Annotated in this window: 15 protein-coding genes; 6 read left to right on the forward strand and 9 right to left on the reverse strand. The window is 54.2% G+C overall.

The window, feature by feature from the left end; all coding sequences use genetic code 11:
- Nucleotides 1-19 precede the first annotated feature (19 nt).
- A complete protein-coding gene (locus Pla144_RS04570; RefSeq protein ID WP_146448169.1) occupies nucleotides 20-1,156 on the forward strand; it encodes a DUF6607 family protein in 1,137 nt (378 codons plus the stop codon).
- Nucleotides 1,157-1,349: 193 nt separating this feature from the next.
- Here the strand turns inward: Pla144_RS04570 and Pla144_RS04575 are convergent, their stop codons facing one another.
- The 3 genes from Pla144_RS04575 to lpdA all read right to left on the reverse strand — a co-directional run bounded on the left by Pla144_RS04575 (nucleotide 1,350) and on the right by lpdA (nucleotide 7,144).
- Entirely contained in the window at nucleotides 1,350-2,714 is a 1,365-nt protein-coding gene (locus Pla144_RS04575; RefSeq protein WP_146448171.1) for a 2-oxo acid dehydrogenase subunit E2, read from the reverse strand.
- Between the two features lie 70 nt (nucleotides 2,715-2,784).
- Nucleotides 2,785-5,496, reverse strand: coding sequence for a pyruvate dehydrogenase (acetyl-transferring), homodimeric type (gene aceE / locus Pla144_RS04580; protein ID WP_146448174.1), 2,712 nt, complete (start codon nucleotides 5,494-5,496; stop codon nucleotides 2,785-2,787).
- A gap of 214 nt (nucleotides 5,497-5,710) precedes the next feature.
- Entirely contained in the window at nucleotides 5,711-7,144 is a 1,434-nt protein-coding gene (gene lpdA / locus Pla144_RS04585; RefSeq protein WP_146448176.1) for a dihydrolipoyl dehydrogenase, read from the reverse strand.
- A 211-nt stretch (nucleotides 7,145-7,355) separates the two neighbouring features.
- On the opposite strand from lpdA, the gene Pla144_RS04590 reads away from it, so the two are divergent.
- From Pla144_RS04590 to Pla144_RS04595, 3 genes are all read left to right on the forward strand, one after another.
- Nucleotides 7,356-8,309, forward strand: coding sequence for an epimerase (locus Pla144_RS04590; RefSeq protein ID WP_146448177.1), 954 nt, complete (start codon nucleotides 7,356-7,358; stop codon nucleotides 8,307-8,309).
- A gap of 322 nt (nucleotides 8,310-8,631) precedes the next feature.
- Complete coding sequence (locus tag Pla144_RS24450; RefSeq protein WP_197530380.1) at nucleotides 8,632-8,781, forward strand: hypothetical protein; 150 nt, start codon at nucleotides 8,632-8,634, stop codon at nucleotides 8,779-8,781.
- 57 nt (nucleotides 8,782-8,838) lie between these two features.
- On the forward strand, nucleotides 8,839-10,311 hold the full coding sequence (locus tag Pla144_RS04595) for a hypothetical protein (protein WP_146448180.1): 1,473 nt from the start codon (nucleotides 8,839-8,841) through the stop codon (nucleotides 10,309-10,311).
- Between the two features lie 45 nt (nucleotides 10,312-10,356).
- Here the strand turns inward: Pla144_RS04595 and Pla144_RS04600 are convergent, their stop codons facing one another.
- Together Pla144_RS04600 and Pla144_RS04605 are read right to left on the reverse strand one after the other, a co-directional pair.
- Nucleotides 10,357-10,845 (reverse strand): GNAT family N-acetyltransferase, encoded by a 489-nt coding sequence (locus tag Pla144_RS04600; RefSeq protein WP_146448182.1) that lies wholly within the window; start codon nucleotides 10,843-10,845, stop codon nucleotides 10,357-10,359.
- 80 nt (nucleotides 10,846-10,925) lie between these two features.
- Nucleotides 10,926-11,351 (reverse strand): hypothetical protein, encoded by a 426-nt coding sequence (locus Pla144_RS04605; RefSeq protein ID WP_146448184.1) that lies wholly within the window; start codon nucleotides 11,349-11,351, stop codon nucleotides 10,926-10,928.
- 260 nt (nucleotides 11,352-11,611) lie between these two features.
- On the opposite strand from Pla144_RS04605, the gene Pla144_RS04610 reads away from it, so the two are divergent.
- On the forward strand, nucleotides 11,612-12,007 hold the full coding sequence (locus tag Pla144_RS04610) for an SRPBCC domain-containing protein (RefSeq protein ID WP_146448186.1): 396 nt from the start codon (nucleotides 11,612-11,614) through the stop codon (nucleotides 12,005-12,007).
- Nucleotides 12,008-12,124: 117 nt separating this feature from the next.
- Here Pla144_RS04610 and Pla144_RS04615 read toward each other — a convergent pair whose 3' ends face one another.
- From Pla144_RS04615 to Pla144_RS04630, 4 genes are all read right to left on the reverse strand, one after another.
- Complete coding sequence (locus tag Pla144_RS04615; RefSeq protein ID WP_146448188.1) at nucleotides 12,125-12,559, reverse strand: hypothetical protein; 435 nt, start codon at nucleotides 12,557-12,559, stop codon at nucleotides 12,125-12,127.
- A gap of 97 nt (nucleotides 12,560-12,656) precedes the next feature.
- A complete protein-coding gene (locus tag Pla144_RS04620; RefSeq protein ID WP_146448190.1) occupies nucleotides 12,657-13,514 on the reverse strand; it encodes an HAD-IIA family hydrolase in 858 nt (285 codons plus the stop codon).
- A gap of 299 nt (nucleotides 13,515-13,813) precedes the next feature.
- Nucleotides 13,814-16,939: an efflux RND transporter permease subunit gene (locus Pla144_RS04625; protein ID WP_146448192.1), complete on the reverse strand. Its 3,126-nt coding sequence runs from the start codon at nucleotides 16,937-16,939 to the stop codon at nucleotides 13,814-13,816.
- Nucleotides 16,936-18,234 (reverse strand): efflux RND transporter periplasmic adaptor subunit, encoded by a 1,299-nt coding sequence (locus Pla144_RS04630; RefSeq protein ID WP_146448195.1) that lies wholly within the window; start codon nucleotides 18,232-18,234, stop codon nucleotides 16,936-16,938. The genes Pla144_RS04625 and Pla144_RS04630 overlap by 4 nt, the downstream gene beginning before the upstream one ends.
- Before the next feature lie 266 nt (nucleotides 18,235-18,500).
- Here Pla144_RS04630 and Pla144_RS04635 point away from each other — a divergent pair, with 266 nt between their 5' ends.
- Nucleotides 18,501-19,328 carry a hypothetical protein gene (locus Pla144_RS04635; RefSeq protein ID WP_146448198.1) on the forward strand — a complete coding sequence of 276 codons (828 nt, stop codon included), beginning with the start codon at nucleotides 18,501-18,503 and terminating at the stop codon, nucleotides 19,326-19,328.
- Nucleotides 19,329-19,403: the final 75 nt, after the last annotated feature.

Genomic DNA, 19,403 nt, shown 5'->3' on the forward strand with positions numbered 1-19,403 from the left:
TAAACGGAGTTTTCTTGCCATGCAACACTTTCGCCGCGGCTCGATTCTATTTTGCATCGTTGTTGTCGTTTCCAGCATCGTTCGTGGCGATAATACGGCCCCGCCGCAAGAGTCCTCTGAAACCGTGGTGAGTATGGCTTTCGGTTGGCCCTTTCTCGACCCCGCTTCGATGGAGACACGTGGCGGCACGACGCAGGGGAGTAAGGTCACGTTAGACGAGGCGCCGAGCGAGGCCTGGCAGGAACTACAGCAACCTACTCTTGCGAAGCGAGAACGAGACCGCCAGGCCATTCTGGCGATGGCGGGATCCTACCGAGTCAGTTTTCAGTTCATCGAATCGATGGGCTTTGCTGAGGATTACTCTCCGAGTCGCCCCTACTTTTCCTGGGCAACCGAGCATGTGCGCGTGCTCGAGGAGACCCCAACTTTTGTCAGTCTGCAACATACGCTGGTCATGTATTTCGCAGACGAAGAAATGGGCGGGCCAATGGTTACAAAGCACTGGCGGCAGGATTGGACTTATGAGGACCGTGACCTCCATGTCTATCGAGGCAATTCGATTTGGGAGCGGTTGCAACTCGACGAGGAAGAAGCCGCCGGAGCCTGGTCGCAAGCCGTGTTTCAAGTTGACGATTCGCCTCGGTACGAAGCTTTTGGTCGCTGGGAGCACGAGGATGGTTTTTCGCGCTGGACGAGCAACGACGCCTGGCGACCGCTGCCGCGTCGTGAGTTCTCAGTGCGTAACGATTACAATGTGTTGGGTGGGACGCATGCGATCACCATCACGCCGACAGGCTGGGTGCATCTCCAGGAAAATTGTAAGCTACAAGTTGGCGACGAATCTGAGCCACCACGATGTCTCGCCTGCGAGCTAGGGATCAATCGCTATGAGCGGATCGCTGAACCCAAAGTGCAAGAACCGGCAGACGCGTATTGGGCAAAGACTGGAGACTACTGGAAAGAAGTGCGTAGCGCTTGGGAAGAAGTCTTTCGCAAACGCGATCGATTCCAACTCAAGAAAGCAGCGAACGGCAAGAAACTCTACGAAGAGCACTTTGGATACGCAGCAGAGATCGAAGAATCGGGCGAATACGATACCCAGAGTGGTCAGACCCATGCTCAGGAAACGATCGAGAATTTTCTAGTGACGCCGTGAACGATGCCATTAGTGCAAAGGGTAGACAGGATCGAGTTCTACGAGTTCCGGCATTTGCGGCAAGAGTCGAGAGCTGAGAGTCGAGTGCCAGAATGATGGCTCTGGACTCTCGACTCATTGTTCTCGACTAAGGCGTTGTCGGAAATCGTTTTCCTCACTCCGGCCTACGAAAAGCAATCGAACATCGCGTGCTCTAGGGCGCTAACAACAACCGCCCCGGATTGGCGAGATAGCGTTTCACGTCGTTCAAGAATCGAGCTGCAGCTGCGCCATCCACTACGCGATGGTCGTAGGTAATAGAGAGGGGCATGATCAGTCGCGGTTCGAGCTGCTCTTTGACATACATGGGCAGTGTGCGACTGCGGCCGACTAACAAAATCGCGACCTCGGGGGGATTGATAATCGGCGTTGAGTAGGTGCCGCCGACGGCGCCCAGGTTGCTGATCGTAAAGGTACCCCCGCGTAAATCCTCGATAGCAAACGTCCCTTCGCGGGCTGCCGTTGCCATCGCGGCCATCTCTCGCGCGATCTGAGGGATACTCTTGCGATCGGCGTCACGAAGGACGGGTACAATCAGACCTTTCTCGGTATCGACAGCGATCCCGATATTCACGTATTCCTTGTAGATGATTTCGTCGCCCGACTCACTCACCGAGGCATTGACTATCGGGTGTTGGCGGAGAGCTGTCGCTATCGCCTTCACTAGAAACGGCATCGACGTGAGTTTGACCCCTTGCGAGGCGTAGTCATCCTTGCTGTCTTTGCGGATTCGCTCCAGTTCGGTCACATCGACATCGTCAAAGTTCGTGAGCTGAGGGATCGTCGAATAGGATGCGAACATGTTGCGGGCGATTGTCTGCCGCAGCCGCGACATTTTCTCCCGTCGCACGGCGCCGTGGCTGTCGCTGTCCGGTGTGCCGGGGGGGGTCACTCCCTGCGACACACTCGACGCTGCCTGGGCATTGCTTGCGCGGACATGGACGCGGACATCCTCCTCGGTGATGCGGCTTCCGCTCGCCGGTCGCACGCGTCGCAAATCGACACCCAACTCGCGGGCTAAGCGGCGCACTGCTGGTCCCGCTGCAGAGGGAGCGTGGCCATCACCTGCCGTGGCAGGGATTTCCTTGGTGGGTGAGGGTTTGACGACTGCCTTTGGTGTTGGCTCGGGTTCGACAATGGCTGGAACATCGTCTGTCGGTGCGGGAGGAATGGCTGCTTCTGAAGTCTCTGGTTGGGATTTCGCTTCCGCTCTTGGCTTCGGCTTTTCCTCTGCAGGCTTCTCAGCGGGTTCTGGTGAAGGCTTTCCGTTGGAAGCACCCTCTGCGGCTTCAATCTCCAGGATTGGCGCACCAACCTCGATCGTATCTCCCTCCGAAACCAGGAGTTTGATGACCTTGCCCGCTTCAGGGCTGGGGATCGGCATGGTCGCCTTGTCGGTCTCCACCTCGATGAGGTCTTGATCAACCGTGACCGTGTCACCGGCTGCCACCAGGATCGAAAGCACATCGCCGGATTCAATTTTCTCGCCCAAATGGGGCAGTTTTATTTGTGTTGCCATTGAGTTAGTCGTTGGGCGTTAGTTGTTAGTAGTTTGTCATAGGACATTTTTACTTGCTCATTCGTTCTCTCTACGCATACAGTGCCGAGGGTTTCTCGGGATCGATCTTCAAGTCTTTGATAACTCCTGCCAGCTTTTTCTTGTCGAACTTGTCTCGCTCGCTCAGTTGCGTGAGGGCAGCGAGGGTGATGCACTCGGCGTCGACTTCAAAGTGGCGCCGCAAGGCCTCACGGGATTCGCTGCGACCCATGCCGTCGGTCCCTAAGGCGAAGAGGCCGCCGGGAATCCACGGGTTCAGCTGCTCGGCCAAAATCCGCATATAATCGCTGGCAGCGATCACGGGGCCTTCGACCTCGGCGATTTGCTGCTCCAGATAGGAGACTCGCGGTTTCTTGCCTGGGTTGAGCATGTTCCAGCGCTGACATTCCTGCGCGTCACGGCGCAGCTGGGTATAACTGGTCACACTCCACACATCACTGGAGACACCATACTTCTCGGCCAGGATGCCGGCAGCCCGCAGCGTTTCATTGAGTATCGGGCCGCTGCCGAATAGTTGGACCTTTGCTTTGGCTTTCCCTTCCGTTTCATTACTCGCACAACGGTACATGCCACGAATGATCCCTTCCTCGCACCCTGCGGGCATCTCGGGCATCAGATAGTTTTCGTTCTCGAGCGTGATGTAATAAATGGCCTGCTCATTATCCTCGTACATACGTTTGAGGCCATCGAAGATGATGACCGCCGTCTCGTAGGCGTATGCAGGGTCGTAGGCCCGCACCGTTGGGAAGGCCATCGCGTTCACCAGGCTGTGACCATCCTGATGCTGGAGGCCTTCACCGTTGAGGGTCGTGCGGCCTGCTGTGCCTCCGAGCATGAAACCCTTGGCCCGCATGTCGGCGGCGGCCCAGACGAGGTCACCGATCCGCTGGAATCCGAACATTGAATAATAGATGAACATGGGAATCATGTTCACCCCGTGCGAGGCGTAAGCTGTACCTGCCGCGTTGAACGAGGACATGCTCCCCGCTTCGGTGATCCCTTCTTCGAGTAGTTGCCCGTCCTTAGCTTCTTTGTAGTAAGCCACCTGATCGGAATCGACAGGATCGTAGAGCTGACCCAGATGGGAATAGATTCCCACTTGGCGAAACAAACCTTCCATGCCGAACGTGCGAGATTCATCGGGGACGATCGGCACGATGTTCTTACCTATCTCTTTATCTCGGAGCAAATCTCCAAGCAAGCGAACGAAGCCCATCGTGGTGGACATCTCTTTGCCAGGGCCCTTGCTTACGAGCTTGGCCATCGTCTTTTCGTAGCCGGACAGGCGGGGGACCTTCAAGGTGATTGGCTCAGTACTACGACTCGGAACGAAGCCTCCCAATTCTTCCCGGCGGGCACGCAGATATCTCATCTCGGGGCTGTCCGCCGGAGGTTTGTAGAAAGGCGCCTCGGCAACCCGCTCGTCAGAAATGGGTATTCCAAATCGCGTGCGGAATTCGCGGAGTTCTTCTTCGTTGAGCTTCTTTTGATTATGGGTGATGTTGCGGCCTTCGCCCCCTTCGCCCAGACCGTACCCCTTGATGGTCTTGGCGATCACTACGGTTGGCTTGCCATTTCGCTGACAGGCTAGTTGGTAAGCGGCAAACACTTTCTCAGGATCATGCCCGCCACGGCGCATCTTGCTGAGTTTCTCGTCGGAATAATTCTTCACCATTTCCAGCAGTTCAGGATACTTGCCGAAGAAATCCTTCCGGATGAAATCACCTGGCGAGACGACGTACTTCTGGTATTGGCCATCGACTACTTCCATCATCCGTTGGGCGAGCAGACCGGTTTCGTCATCCTCCAAGAGAGGATCCCAGTCGTTGCCCCAAATGACCTTGATGACGTTCCAACCTGCACCGCGGAAAGCCCCTTCAAGCTCTTGGATGATCTTGCCGTTGCCGCGCACTGGTCCATCGAGCCGTTGCAGATTGCAGTTGATGACGAAGACGAGTCCATCCAGGTGTTCACGGGCAGCAAGTGTGATTGCGCCCAACGATTCCGGCTCATCGCATTCGCCATCTCCAAGAAACGCCCAAACACGCTTTTGAGAGCAATCCTTGATCCCGCGATCGGTCAGGTATTCGTTGAAGCGTGCCTGATAGATTGCCATGATCGGCCCGAGGCCCATCGAGACGGTGGGGAACTCCCAGAAGTTGGGCATCAGCCACGGGTGGGGATAGGAAGAGAGTCCACCACCTTCACCCAACTCACGACGGAAGTTAACGAGGTTCTGTTCAGTAATACGACCTTCCATGAATGCGCGGGCATACATGCCAGGTGCCGCATGACCTTGGAAATAAACCTGATCGCCCCCGAATCCATCTTCGCCACGACCGCGGATGAAGTGATTCAGGGCGACCTCGTAGAGGGTTGCCGACGAAGCGTAAGTCGAAATATGACCACCAGGCGAAGCGGGATCGCGATTCGCACGTGTGACCATTGCCATTGCGTTCCAGCGAATAAAGCTTTTGATACGCCGCTCCATTTCGCGGTTACCTGGGTAAGGAGGCTGCTTCTCACGCGAAATGGTGTTGTAGTAGGGAGTCGTGGCGGTGAAGGGTAAATCGACCCCGTTGCGGTGGGCCGTCTGCTCCAAGGCGGCGAGTAATTGCTGAAGCCGTTCCGGTCCTTTGCTTTCCAGCACATAGTCCAGCGACTCGAGCCATTCTGCGGTCTCGGCCGGGTCGATGTCATTAGGAATTGGCGACTTGATCAGTTCAGCTTTAGTATTGGCCATTAAACGGGTTCCTAACGGATTAGTTTGCCTCGCGTCTGAAATTAAGAAATTAGACGCGGATTGACGCGGATCGACTGGATTTCCGCGGATTAATTCTATTGAATATTCGTGATTTGTTTTGACTCAATCCAACCAATTGTATCACTACCTGCTCTCAAGGAAATTTTCATCTGCGTCCATCCGCCGAATCCGCGTTTATCAGCGTTCTATTTCTTCATGAATCTTCGGTTTTCTTTCGTTTAGGTCGATAGACTTCCGTGGCGGTGCCCAAGTAGACTTCTCCGGCGAATGCAACGGTTTCACTCAATGTCGGGTGAGGATGGATCGATTCGGCCACGTCGCGCATGGTGCAACCCATCTCGATGGCCACGACCGCCTCGGCGATCAACTCGCCAGCACCGGTGCCCACGATACCGCAGCCAAGTACCCGGTCGGTCTCTGGGTCAACGAGCCACTTGGTCAGTCCATCGGTCTTGCCAATGGCAATGGCTCGGCCACTTGCTTGCCAGGGGTATTGTGCGATTTCTACTTTGATGCCGTCGCGCTTGGCTTCGTCGGCAGTCAGACCCGCCCAAGCAATTTCTGGCTCGGTGAACACAACCGCGGGGATCGCTGCTTTGTCAAAGGCAGCCGGTTCGCCGGCAAGTACCTCGGCTGCGACCTTACCTTCGTGAGAAGCCTTGTGGGCGAGCATCGGATCGCCCGCCACATCGCCAATGGCGAGGATGTGGGGGTCGGAAGTTTCCTGGCGGTCGTTCACTTCGACAAAACCGCGCTTGTTGATTGTTACCTTAGTATTCTCCAGCCCCAGGCCCGTCGACACGGGTCGGCGACCGACTGATACCAGCACGCGGTCGAAGGTGAGTGTCTCTTTCCCGTCGGCGCCTTCTACCTGCACTTCGACTTGTTTGCCAGTGTCTTCAAGGCCCAGCACCTTGGTCTCCAGGTAGATCTTGGCAAACAGTTTTTCGAGACGCTTGTGGAGTGGTTTGACCAGATCGCGATCTGCACCAGGGAGCAAACCATCCAAAAGCTCCACCACGGTTACCTTACTCCCTAACTCGGCGTAGACGGTGCCCATCTCCAGGCCAATATATCCGCCACCAATCACTAGCAGTGACTTGGGAACCTCTTCCAATTTGAGAGCGCCGGTCGAGTCCATCACTCGCGGCGAACCGATGCTGAACATCTTGGGCATTGCAGGAACCGAGCCGGTCGCCAAGATGCAATGGTCGAAGGTGATTCGTTGACTCTCGTAAGTTTCGGGGTTCCCACCTTCGAGTTGGAGGGTTTGTGAATCGACGAAGATACCACGGGCATTGACGACTCGCACGTTCCGCCGCTTGGCCAGTTGGGCAAGTCCGCCAGTAAGAGTGTCGATGACCTTTTCTTTGCGGGCCCGCATCGTGTCGACATCGAGCTTCATCTTGCCGAAGCTGACGCCCCACTCGCCCATGTCGCGGGCCTCGCTGATCACCTTGGCCACATGCAGCAGTGCCTTGGAAGGGATACACCCGCGTAGCAGACAAGTTCCCCCCAGTCGAGAATCAGCCTCGACAATCGTGACCTGCATACCCAGGTCGGCGGCCATGAAGGCCGCAGCATATCCCCCAGGACCACCCCCTAATACGACAACTTGCGAGTGCATCAAACCGTTTTCCAATGAACCAATTAGGACTTGCCAATGCGAGGCAGAGAAACCCCCAGTTTACCCGAACAAACCGTTCTCACAATGCCTAAGCAAGAGGCTGCGGACACTGTGAAACACGTGAAATCTCGACCTTGCGCTGCTGCACATGAGTTAAGGAGAAAGCTTTTCAACGGTTCCACACATGAAAGAGGTTCTAGGATTTAATGCTATGCCGCATGCCGTCGAACTTAAGAAGTATATCATTGCTGGTGGCAGCGGTTTTCTGGGTGTCTCACTGGCGCATCATCTTGCCAAATACGGCGCTTCGGTCACGATCCTCTCTCGAAGTGAGCCCAAAGTTGCCGGTCCTTGGCAGCACGTCACGTGGGACGCCAGAACACAAGGGTCATGGCAAAACCAGTTGAACGAAGCCGACGGCTTAATCAACCTTACGGGTCGCAACGTCAACTGTATCAAGACACCAGACCACCAGGACGAGATTCTGCGTTCTCGAGTGGAAGCAACACGGATCTTAGGCGTGGCGCTGCGGACCGTCGATACACCTCCTCCTGTGTGGGTGCAAATGAGCACGGCACACATTTACGGAGATCCGCCGCGGGCAATGTGCACGGAAGATTCCCCCTGTGGATACGGACTAGCACCATTTGTAGGGAAGGCGTGGGAAGAAGCATTTCACGCGAGCCTCTTGCCCTCGCAGCGAGGCGTCCTCCTGAGAACCAGTTTCGTGCTGGGCCGCAATCGCGGAGCAGGTGGCGGCGCTCTCGCGACGCTTGGTATGCTCGCTCGACTAGGCCTGGGAGGCAAAGTCGGTAGTGGGTCGCAAGGAATGAGTTGGATTCATGAAGCAGACATGAATCAACTTTTCGAACGTGCTCTGACTGACGGCAACATGCAGGGAACCTACATCGCTTCGTCGCCACACCCAGTTTCACAAATAGAATTCATGCGAGAGCTGCGTCGCGATGTTCGGATGCCCATCGGACTGCCTGCCTTTGAGTGGATGGTGCGAATAGGTGCGCGATGGCTGCTACGCACCGACCCAGAACTTGCGCTCTACGGGCGATTTGTGATTTCCAAACGCCTTGCAGAGGAAGGGTTCGAGTTTCAGTACGCAAGGCTTCGGGAATCGCTTGATGATCTGCTCGGGAATAGAAAGAAATGAGCGGCACTCTCGGCTCTACTAACAAGACCGGTCTTCACGTCGTTTGAAATTGATTGAAACCGCTAAGCAAGCGGGGGCGCGATGAAACAATCTATTGCGATTTCTTGGCAAGCATCTGCGCCCCACCGCACTGTGTGTTGAACTTTTTTGGCTCTCCGGAACTGTGAGGGATAAGTTTTCGCGAAAACGTTAGTGCTGTAAATAAAAGCGGGAAATATAGCGAAATGAAAGCGAATTTCTAATTTAGTTAGACAAAAATGACTGCAAAGCTCATCAATAGCCAAGGGAACGAATAGAATCACTTCCATAAGGAGCACGCCTCATGTCGCGGCGACTTACCTGGCTATTGACCGCCATCAGTTGGTTTTCTCTTTGCATGGACGCAGTGCGAGCGAAGGATGAGAATCCTTCAGGAATTGCCGAGCAGCGTTTAGTCACCTTGCCGGTGCAATGTGTCAATGAGACGGGCTAACCCGTACCTGGTGTCGAATTAAGTCCTTGGGCGTTGAGAAGCTCGCAAGGGCACGGAATGTGGAACGTTGAGCGGACAGGCTACGAACTGCCTGCCAAGGGGGTGTCCGATGCCAATGGCATGGTCGAGGTCCAATACCCGTATTGTGCCAACACCAAGGAGCATGTCCTCACGACCCAGTTGACTCTGTCAGTGGACCATCCTGACTATGTGTTCGAGAGCTACCACGATGTCAATGTGCCATATGAAGCAGATGAGCCACATCAGATAGAGCTCAAGCCAGGAGTCACCTTCGAGATCGAGCCGATTGAGAATGGCAAACCTGCCGGCTTGGAGGATCTTCATTGTATCTGGTCGGATGGGCGAAGCTGGCTGTCAGATTTGAAACCAACGTTATCTCCGAATGGGACCCTGATAATCCCGCCGCTTCCCGAAGGGAAAAACCAAGTGATGGTGGTTCGTCTTGAGGGCGAGCATGCGACCCATTTCAGCCGGATCGAGACGGTGGAGGGAAAAGCCGGCGAGACAGTTAAGTGTCGCCTGGAGTTGTTGCCAGCCGTGCGCGTCACTGGCCGATTGAGTGACGACGTCCGTCGGCCGATTCACCATGGACGGGTCTGTGTCTCATCGCTGCCTGCGAACCATCATATTCATAGTGTCGAGTGGGGAACTTGGGCCGCGATTTCTGAAGATGGAACCTTTGTGATTGAACGCTGGCCAAGAACTGAAGCCATGCAGGTGATCGCATTGGCGGACGGCTACGTTGCCCGATCCGGCAGCCCTCCAGCAGGGATTGAGCCGCGGGACCCTGATTTCTACGATCGCCCCCAAGTCTTCCTGGGCGAGCAGTTGTCGCAGGAGTTGCTTGTCGAAATGGAGCCGATGGTAAAGTGTGAAATTGATGTTGTAGATCATCGAGAACAGTCTGTACTCGGTGCCATAATAAATTCCTATCCCAATGTCGGCTGGTGGAATTCCGGTTCACAGATTTATTGTGCTACTCTAGCCCGCAGTGAGCGAATGATTTTAACAAAAGATTTCTTTTCATTTTTGGAGAAGAATGGTCCCGAGCCATTTGAAGCCGTGACTGACTCAAAAGGACACGCCACGATGTTTCTCCCCGAAGGCAAAGAAGACCTTCGAGTGAGTCACGAGCATTTCGAATTACCTGTCAACCGAGGCAGTCGAGAGCAGGAGGTGACTCTGAAGCAGGGCGAGACGACCCATGCGCGACTCGAATTGCAACCCAAAGGGCAAGAGTTTCTCGGCGAATGGGACAAACTCGCTGGAGTGCTCTTTGGCTGCACCGGGGAAGAATGCCGTCGTCTGCTTGCCGACGACGGTTTTCGCAATCGCATCGAAAAGGTCCGTGAGCAATATTCTGAAAGTGACGACCCCACCGACCCGGCCTTGCTGACAAACGCCTACTCGATGATCTCCGACGCCTTTCAAGAACTGGGCGACAAGGAAGAGGCCCGTCTTTGGCAACGCAAAGCCAAAGAACAGGCCAAGAAGATCGAAGGGGAATGACCAGCAAGTGTCCCTTTGCTCATTACTCAACTTATCGCGTGGAGATCAACCAAGAGGTTTGGACAGAAACAGTGCACCGCCAGCGTCGGCAACATGAACCGTTTGGGCGAACCCGAATTTGTCGTAGATCGCACGAGCCTTGGAGTTGTTTTCCTGAACTTCGAGCGTCAGCTTGCAGCAACCGGTTTTTCGTGCTTCGCGTTCTACTGCATCGAGCAGCGCTCGGCCGACACCCTGGCCGCGTACTTCTGCGTCGACATAGAAGTCGTGTACGTTAATGAGTGGCCTAGCAGCAAATGTCGAGAATCCGCGAAAGCAAACCGCAATCCCACAGGGCCGAGAGCCTCGTGTCGCTAGAAAAATCAATGTGGTCGGGTGCCCCGCCAACCCGCTGACTAGATTGGATCGAGCATAATCCGAGAGGGGCTTTCCATTACCCATGGGATCGGCGGAGTAGGCGTCCAACATTGCTACTACCGCTCGCTGGTGCTCATCGTTGGTCAAGTCAGCTTTGAAGATTTCGAATTCGGTCATGTGAGAGGGAGTTTTCTGGAGAAGTCCTTTGTGGGTACAACTCTTTCGGTATCGCGTTGACCAGGTGGACATCGAGTCCGTCATTTTCGCCGTTTGAGCTGTTTAACTTCCTTTCGCAAACGCCGAATTTCTTGCTCTTGTAATTCTTGAATCATCTCTGTTTGTTCTTTGATGACCTCATTTTGTCGAGCTATTGTCTTCATAGCGCTCTTCATTCCCAGGGGATCAAATCCTGTGGACATCGCGGCGAAGTTCTCGCTGATGGAAACCAATTCATTGCCAAAGCTAGATAAGATTCTCTGCAGCGTTTCACCGGATCGCTCCAAAGCAACGCTCCCCTTATGGAAATCATTGGCTGCGCGAACCATTTCTCCGCCAATCAATGTCGTCAAAGGACTTTCTTGGGGATCCTGCGAGTTGTTTTCTAATGAAGTTGATTCGCTGTAAGTTGACTGACAAAACATCGTAACAATTGCGAGGGCGAAGAAAAGCATACGAGGAGGCATGGCTAGGTGCTCGTTCATTTACGAGGTAAATAATCGATGAGAATTGAGGGAGAAACCGAGTGGGTAGACGTTGCTCCTGCAGTCAAGTTTAATCACTCGCCAAAGATTAGCAAATGACTGTTTTGCACGGATGTGCTTTCACATGTACAACATGTCCGCTGGTTACACCAATGGATCGACGCAGCAGCCGAGTAGTGATAGGCTGATAAAAAATTCGCCACTATGCGATTAAAACTTTTCACAGTGCTGAGGGCCTATCCATGCCGCGCAATATCGTACTCGCCGCATCGTTTCCGACCACGGCGGACCGGCTTTTTGACATGTATCTCGATCCAGCAGAGCACGCCGCGTTCACGGGCTCGCCGGTTGTCATCGGGCACACCCCCGGCAGTGCGTTCAGTGCTTTTGAGGGGATGCTTTCGGGCAAGCTGCTCCACGTTGAACCGAAACATCTCCTGGTGCAAACCTGGCGCTCTTGTAATTGGCCTGCCAATGCAATCGACTCCGTTCTCACCATATCGTTCTGGCCACAGGGGGACGGTGCGCGGATCGAGTTGGTCCACGTCAACGTGCCTGACGAAGACTTCGCCGGGGCCAGCCAAGGCTGGGAGAAGTATTACTGGACTCCCTGGCGAGAGTATCTCGGTGCGTCGTGATAAAATCCCGGACTATACCCCTAGGAATCTTGACTTTGCATTCGATCTGCGGCCCGCTGCCTTGAGTTAGTCAATCCCTTCCGATCCAAGTTTGAAACTTCAGCATGGCGAATGCCCTCACCACCCTCCACCCATGCCAATACGATTGGTTGCCGGAGAAGATATGTCATCAAGGATCGGCGTTGCCGGTCGAACCGGTACTGCAAAATTGATTATCAATTGGCTCTGATCATTGAGTGATGTGAAAACATTGTCGGCCTCGGAATGAGTGCATTCTAGACACAGGAAATCAGTCGTGGAATTTCTGCGCTCAGTTTGCGTCAGGAAACCAGGTGAGTACTCTAACGCGTTTTCAGTTCCTAGCTTGAATCCTACGAAGTTCAGCCAGGGGGTATGAAGCACCTCCATAAGAAGTTGTGTTTTGGAGAAGTCGTTTTCGACAGTCTTCGTCTCAGGAATAAATTCCTTAGCCATCGAAGGCGTGACAAATAAAATAAAAGTCGCAAACAGCAGGAATATCAATCGGGCCAAATTATTTGTTAGGGAGAACATGGTTTTAGATCCTCAAGATACGGCGCCTATTTATGTTTTGATTGATTGAAGTGCTTCATCATTTCAGCGAAGCCATAATTTTGGATGACCTGATCATTTATGCATGCGCTGCAATCCATTCCTGCAGATCGTGTGGGGTATCGTCTGCCCGCAGCACGGGTGCAGGGAAAATCTCATCGATATCTCGCATGCGATCGGCTAGCTCTGCGACCGAATCCAATACCATGCCGGGGCAGTAGGCGTAATTCTTGAGATCGCTCCGGCGCGTGCCTCCTGAGAGTACTAGCACTGTGCGGTACCCCATTTGTACAGCTCCCAGGATGTCCGTCTCCATCGTGTCACCGATCATGATTGTCTGCGACGTCGTGAGTCCTAACTCCTTGCGGGCGATCCGCAGCATCACGGGACTTGGCTTCCCCAGAGTAAATGCTTTCTTGCCAGTAGCGGTCTCAAGATAAGCGAGCGTCGCACCACAACCGGGCCGAGTGCCAGACTGCGTGGGGCAATTCGGATCGAGATTTGTGCCGATCAGCTTCGCCCCGCCGAGGATTAGATCGACGGCGTGTTCAAGCATCTCCAACGTGATGGTTCTCGCTTCGCCAACCACCACATAATCGGGCGACCGGTCGACCACTGCAAAGCCATTTTCATGCAAGGCCTGCAGGAGCCCCCCTTCGCCGATCACATAGGCCGTGCCATGTGGCTTCTGTCGGGCAAGAAAGCGGGCCGTCGCCATGGCACAGGTAAAGACGTGGTGTTCGTCGATATCGATGCCCATCCGCACCAGCTTGATTGCCACATCGCGGCGGGTTCGTTGGCTGTTGTTTGTGAGAAAAAGGAAAGGGATGTGTTCTTCAAGCAGTCGCTCGATAAACTCTTTCGCACCGGGTATCAGTTCCGATCCTCGATAGATCACGCCATCCATGTCTACGAGAAAACCAAGCGAGGGACGCATATTACTATCCTTATGAAGAGGTCATTTTTTTGAAGCCGACTCGCAGCAACGTATCCGACACTCTAACTAGGAATCTGGCATTGGAGGTGGGTAGTTCCGTGGTGGGACCAAAGCTAGAAAGCAAATGGTATGCCACCTCTCCCGCTGAGATCAGAGCCACCACAGATGCAGCGACGATTCAGATGAAATCTAATGAAAAGCAACGTAAGTTACTTCCGATTTTTCGCAGAGGAACTGCTATCAGAACGCAAAAAGTGGGCAGGGAGTGAATGGTATTTAGGCAGAAATCTTCCACCAGCTTACGCAACCCGGCTCGCCTTGGGCTTCCTGGCAGACCACTCGCTCAGACTTCGAAACACGACAAAGAACGTCGGCACAAACAAGAGCGAGAAGAACGTCGCCGCAATCATGCCGCCGACGACGGCGTTACCCACGGCCTGGCGGCTGGCTGCACCGGCACCACTAGAGACCAACAGAGGTAGGAAACCTAAGATCGACGAAAACGCTGTCATCAAGATTGCGCGGAAGCGTAGGCGGGCAGCTTGAGTGGCCGCCTCGCTGATATCCTGTCCTTTTTTGCGGAGTTCGCTGGCAAATTCCACGATCAAGATCGCGTTCTTGCTGGCCAACGCGACCAACAATACTACCCCGATCTGCGTATAGACGTTGTTGTCGGCGTGCCGCATGAAGAGCACGATCACCACCCCTAAGGCGGCCAAAGGGACCACAGAGATGACTGCCGCAGGGCTGGTCCAGCTTTCGTACTGCGCCGCCAATACTAAGAATACAAACACAACCGCCAGCGCGAAAATAAAATACTGTTCGTTGCCGACTTGCTTTTCCTGGTAAGACATGCCGGTCCATTCATAACCCATCGAAGGAGGCAGCGTCTTGTCAGCCATCTGCTCGACCAATTGCAGTGCCTGGCCCGAGCTGAACCCCGGGGCAGCTTCACCATTGATCTGGGCGCTGGGATAGAGATTGTATCGCTGAATCACCTGCGGGCCGAGTGTGTCCTCAACCTTTACGAAAGTCCCCAGAGGAAGCATGTCGCCATTTTGATTGCGAACATCAAGCTTCTTGATCGCGTTGGCATCCAAGCGAAATTGGTGATCTGCCTGTAAGCGGACTTGATAGGTCCGCCCAAACTGATTGAAATCGTTCACGTAGGTCGAACCAAGATATGCCTGCAACGTGTTGAACACCGACGTGAGTGGTACACCGAGTGTTTTGACTTTCGTGCGGTCGATGTCGACAAATAACTGCGGCACCGATGCGCGGAAGGTCGTGTTCACTGCCTGGAGACCCGTCTGGCCGTTACCGGCCTCCACCAATTCTCGAGCCACAGTCTGCAACTGTTCAAGCCCCGCATTCCCACGATCCTGCAACTGCAACTGGAAACCACCGGCGTTGCCCAAGCCATCGATTGCCGGCGGAACGAAGGCGATCACAAATGCGTCGCGAATCCTGCGAAACTCCCCACGCAGGCGATTCACAATGGCATCCTGGCTCAGCTCTGGTGTGGTCCGCTCGTCCCAGGGTTCGTAGACCACAGCCACCATGCCATTGTTCGATCCATTCGTATTACTCAGAATCGAGAACCCTGTGATCATCACCCAGTCTGCGACCCCCGGAGTCTCTTTGAGAATCGTGTTAATGTGATCCATCACCTCTTGGGTACGACCGATGGCCGCCGCGTCGGGCAACTGCACATTCACAAAGGCGTAGCCCTGATCTTCGGTAGGGAGAAATCCCGTCGGCAGACGGCTAAAGCCCCAACCGGTGAGTGCTACTAGTCCGCCAAAAACCATCAACGACACAGCTAAGCGGCGGACAATGCTTACACCCACTGCGCCATACACACTGGCGATGCGTTCGAACACATTATTAAAAGCGCGGAATAAGAAGTTTCGCTTTTCCGGTGCAGGTCGCATGAGAATCGCACACAGTGCGGGGCTCATCGTCAAAGCGTTGATCGAACTGATGACCACAGCCGCTGAGATCGTGAGCGAAAATTGCCGATAAAGCTGCCCCGTAATGCCCCCCATGAAAGCGGTAGGTACAAACACTGCCAGCAACACGAGTGTGGTAGCGATCACCGGCCCAGTGATTTCTTCCATCGCTGCCAGGGCAGCCTCTTTGGAAGTCATCCCCTTATCAATATTCGCGGCGGTGCTTTCTACCACCACAATCGCGTCGTCGACCACAATGCCGATGGCCAGGACGATGCCGAATAGTGTAAGCATGTTGATAGAAAAACCCATCGCCGCCATGAAGGCAAACGCCCCGATCAGCGAGACTGGAATCGCAGCACAAGGAATCAGCGTAGCCCGCCAATCTTGGAGGAAGATGTAAATCACCAGAACCACTAATACCACGGCGATAAAGAGAGTCTCATAAACTTCGGCGATCGAGGCATGCACAAAACGGGTCGTGTCGAATGGCACGGCATATTTCATCCCCGCCGGGAAACTTTTGCTCAACCGGTCTAGGGTCGCTTCAATCTTTGCAGCCACCTCAAGCCCATTGGCCCCTGGTAATTGGTAAACGGCAATCGTCGCGCAGGGATCACCATTGAAGCTGGACTGCCAGTTGTAGCTCTTGGCACCCCGTTCTACGCGGGCCACATCGCGGACTCGAATAATCCGCCCCCCAGGGGATGCCTTAACGATCAAATCCTCAAACTCACTGACTTCCGATAGCCGTCCCTTGGTGTTAACCACCAACTGAAAAGCAATATCATCCGGCGTGGGAGGTTCGCCTATGCGACCGGCAGCAACTTGTACATTTTGTTCTTGAATTGCCTTGACGACGTCTTCGGTAGTCAATTGTCGGGCCTTGAGTCGCTCGGGGTCGAGCCATACACGCATACTGTATTCTTCAGCCCCAAAAACCTTAATCGATCCCACCCCAGGGATGCGACTCAATTCATCATTGATGTTGATCTTCACATAGTTGCTCAGGTACAAAGCATCAATTCGAGGATCGGTCGACGAAAAGGCGATAAACTGCAAAATACTCGTGGATTGCTTCTTGGTCGTGACTCCTTGTCGACGCACTTCTTCGGGAAGCTTTGGCGTAGCAATCGCCACCCGGTTCTGCACAAGCACGGTCGCCATGTCGATGTCTGTGCCGATATTAAACGTCACGTTCAGCGCATAAGATCCGTCATCCGCCGAAGTAGACGACATATAGATCATCCCCTCAACACCGTTGACTTCCTGTTCAATTGGGGCCGCGACGGTCTCGGCCAATACCTGGGCATTAGCGCCCGGATAGAAACAGGTCACCTGTACCGTAGGGGGGGCAATCTCAGGAAATTTTGCAACGGGTAGCCCAAGCTGCGCAACCGCGCCTGCGATCATGATCACGATCGAGATCACACTGGCAAAAATTGGTCGATTTATAAAGAATCGCGAAATCATGGGCTGGTGGCAGTCCCTTCTTCCGCAGGACTCGTGGGCTTGGATTGCTCGACCGGTGTTACCACCGCTCCAGGTCGTGACATTTGGATCCCTTCGACGACGACCCGATCCTTTGGCGTCAATTCACCACCGCTCACGATTTGCATTTTATTGTGTTTTCCGCCCAAGCTGACGCGTTTCATCTCTACTTCGTTCTTATCATTGATCACTAAGAGATAAGCACCACCTTGATCACGGCCCACAGCAGTTTCGCTCACTAGCAAAGCAGGCTTCTTCTGCATAGGGATACTAATCCGCACGAACGCACCAGGAGAGATTAATTCGTCGGGGTTGTCGAATCGTGCACGCACAAGAAACGTCCCCGTACTTTCGTCGAGCGCCAAGTCCGCAAAATCGATTATTCCTTTATGCGGATAGCCCTCCTCATCTCCGAGGCCTAGCATCACGGATCGCGCCTCCCCACCAGAATTGGTGCTTGACATACTGCGATCCTGAGCGATCCGTTCGCGATTGAAACGGAGAAAATCTTGCTCGCTCACCGTGAAATATGCGTATATCGGATCGGTCCGCACGACCGTAGTCAGTAGCTTGGTGCTAGGGGTACCTACTAGACTCCCCACGTCGAAGTTCTTTTGTCCCACGCGCCCGGCAATCGGTGAATGGATTTCAGTGTAGCTTAAGTTCAATTCTGCCTTGGTGACCTCGGCCTCGGCGGCGGCGATTTCCGCTTCAGAGGAGGCTATGGCTGCCTGGGCCGATTCAACGGCCGCATCAGCGGTCATCACGGCCGTGCGCCGCATATCGATCTCTGCTTCGGTGACCGCCCCGGGAGAGCGGGATTGTGCATCCTCGACGCGGCGGAGCTGGGTCTTCATGTTCGCTAGTTCGGCGTCGGCTCGAGATAACTCGGCCTGGGAACTTTTTCGACGAGCCTGAGCCAATGACAGACTCGCCTTGGCTTGGGCTAGGACCGCAGCAAAAGGTTTCGGATCAATCCGCGCAAGCAATTGATCCTGCTTAACATCTGCGCCATCTTCAAATTCAATTGCATCTAAAAAACCTTCGACACGGGCCAGGATTTCGACCGATTCGAAAGCCTTGGTCGTGCCGGTGTAGTCGCGGGTTTCGACGATCTCTTCCGCGACAGGATGTGCAACGGTCACCTTCGGCGGTGGTGGAGGAACATAGGTATTATTGCTGCTGCTGCAACCGCCAGCTATCAACAACGTCAAGCAATTGCCCCAGATGGAGAGGGATCTGCTTGACGAAACCTGATACCAACTTGGAAAAAGCATCTTTCTACTCCCCTCAGGACCCACTTTTTGGCGGGGACGCGGCTGGATGGATTAAGACGATTGGATGGACCACAGGCGCAGTCCACTCGCAATAGTATAGTGCGCAGTAGCACTAGGTCCCGTCAATCTGGCAGTGAAATCCCATAAATAACCTGGCGCAGCCATCCTTGTGCCACACCATTCGTATCTTCACCAAGGTGGCATTTCAACATGAACTCTGTTAGGTTACTAGCTCGTCGCGGGCCATCACTTGAGGGAGGTGTAACATGCGTCCTAAGACTTATCTCGCCAATCTGCTGGCAACACTGAATTTCGTCTCATTCTGTCTTCAACCGGGATTTGCCGATCCGCCCGACTTGCTCCGCTCTTATCGGTTCGTACCTCGCTTGAGCACTTTACATCAAACGGGAGGATTCGCAGGATTCGATTTTCGTTTGCCGATTTTCGGAGACTACGATTTCATCACCGGTTATCGAGGGGGAGAGGGTCCCATTCCTTCGCTTGATCCTTATGCTCAGTTTGCCAACGTTGCAGCCCAGGCAGGCCATCCTGCCTCGGCCTCGATCTTTCCGGCAGTGGATATTGATCAGGCGTTGAATCTCTCAGGTTTGGACGGGAAACCAATTTTTCACGGACCGGATGGCCTGACTGTGTACCACTTTAGTGGCGACGACGGCAGCGGCGACTTTCCCGCAAAAGTCAACTTGCACGTCGCCACGCTCGGGCGCTGGATGTTCATGCGAGGTGGTACAACGCCCCCCTGTTGCGATTTCTTTCAGTACGACATCAAAGCGATATCGAGACAGAATCCCTATGGCGACTTCGACGGTGATGGGGACGTCGGTGCCGCCGATCTCGCCACGTGGCAAACAGGACTCGACGAGGCTGGCAAATCGCTCAGCGGTCGCGACTTCCTCACTTGGCAGCGATCCTATGGCGAGATAGCGCCCTCGATAGGAGATTTCGATGCCATGCTCGATGCGGCTTTGGTTGCGAGCAGCAGTTCAGTACTGTCCTCAATTCCCGAGCCAGCAAGTCTGGTATTGCTCGTAGGTTTCGCAGTTTGTCTTGGCACGGGCCGGCGGTTCTCTTAGAAGCGTACCCAGATTTATCGGGGTTTTTTGCGCAGCCGGTAATAGGTCTGGACATTTATGTCGGATGACCTTCGA

The organism is Bythopirellula polymerisocia (assembly GCF_007860015.1).
GTDB classification, from domain to species: Bacteria; Planctomycetota; Planctomycetia; order Pirellulales; family Lacipirellulaceae; genus Bythopirellula; species Bythopirellula polymerisocia.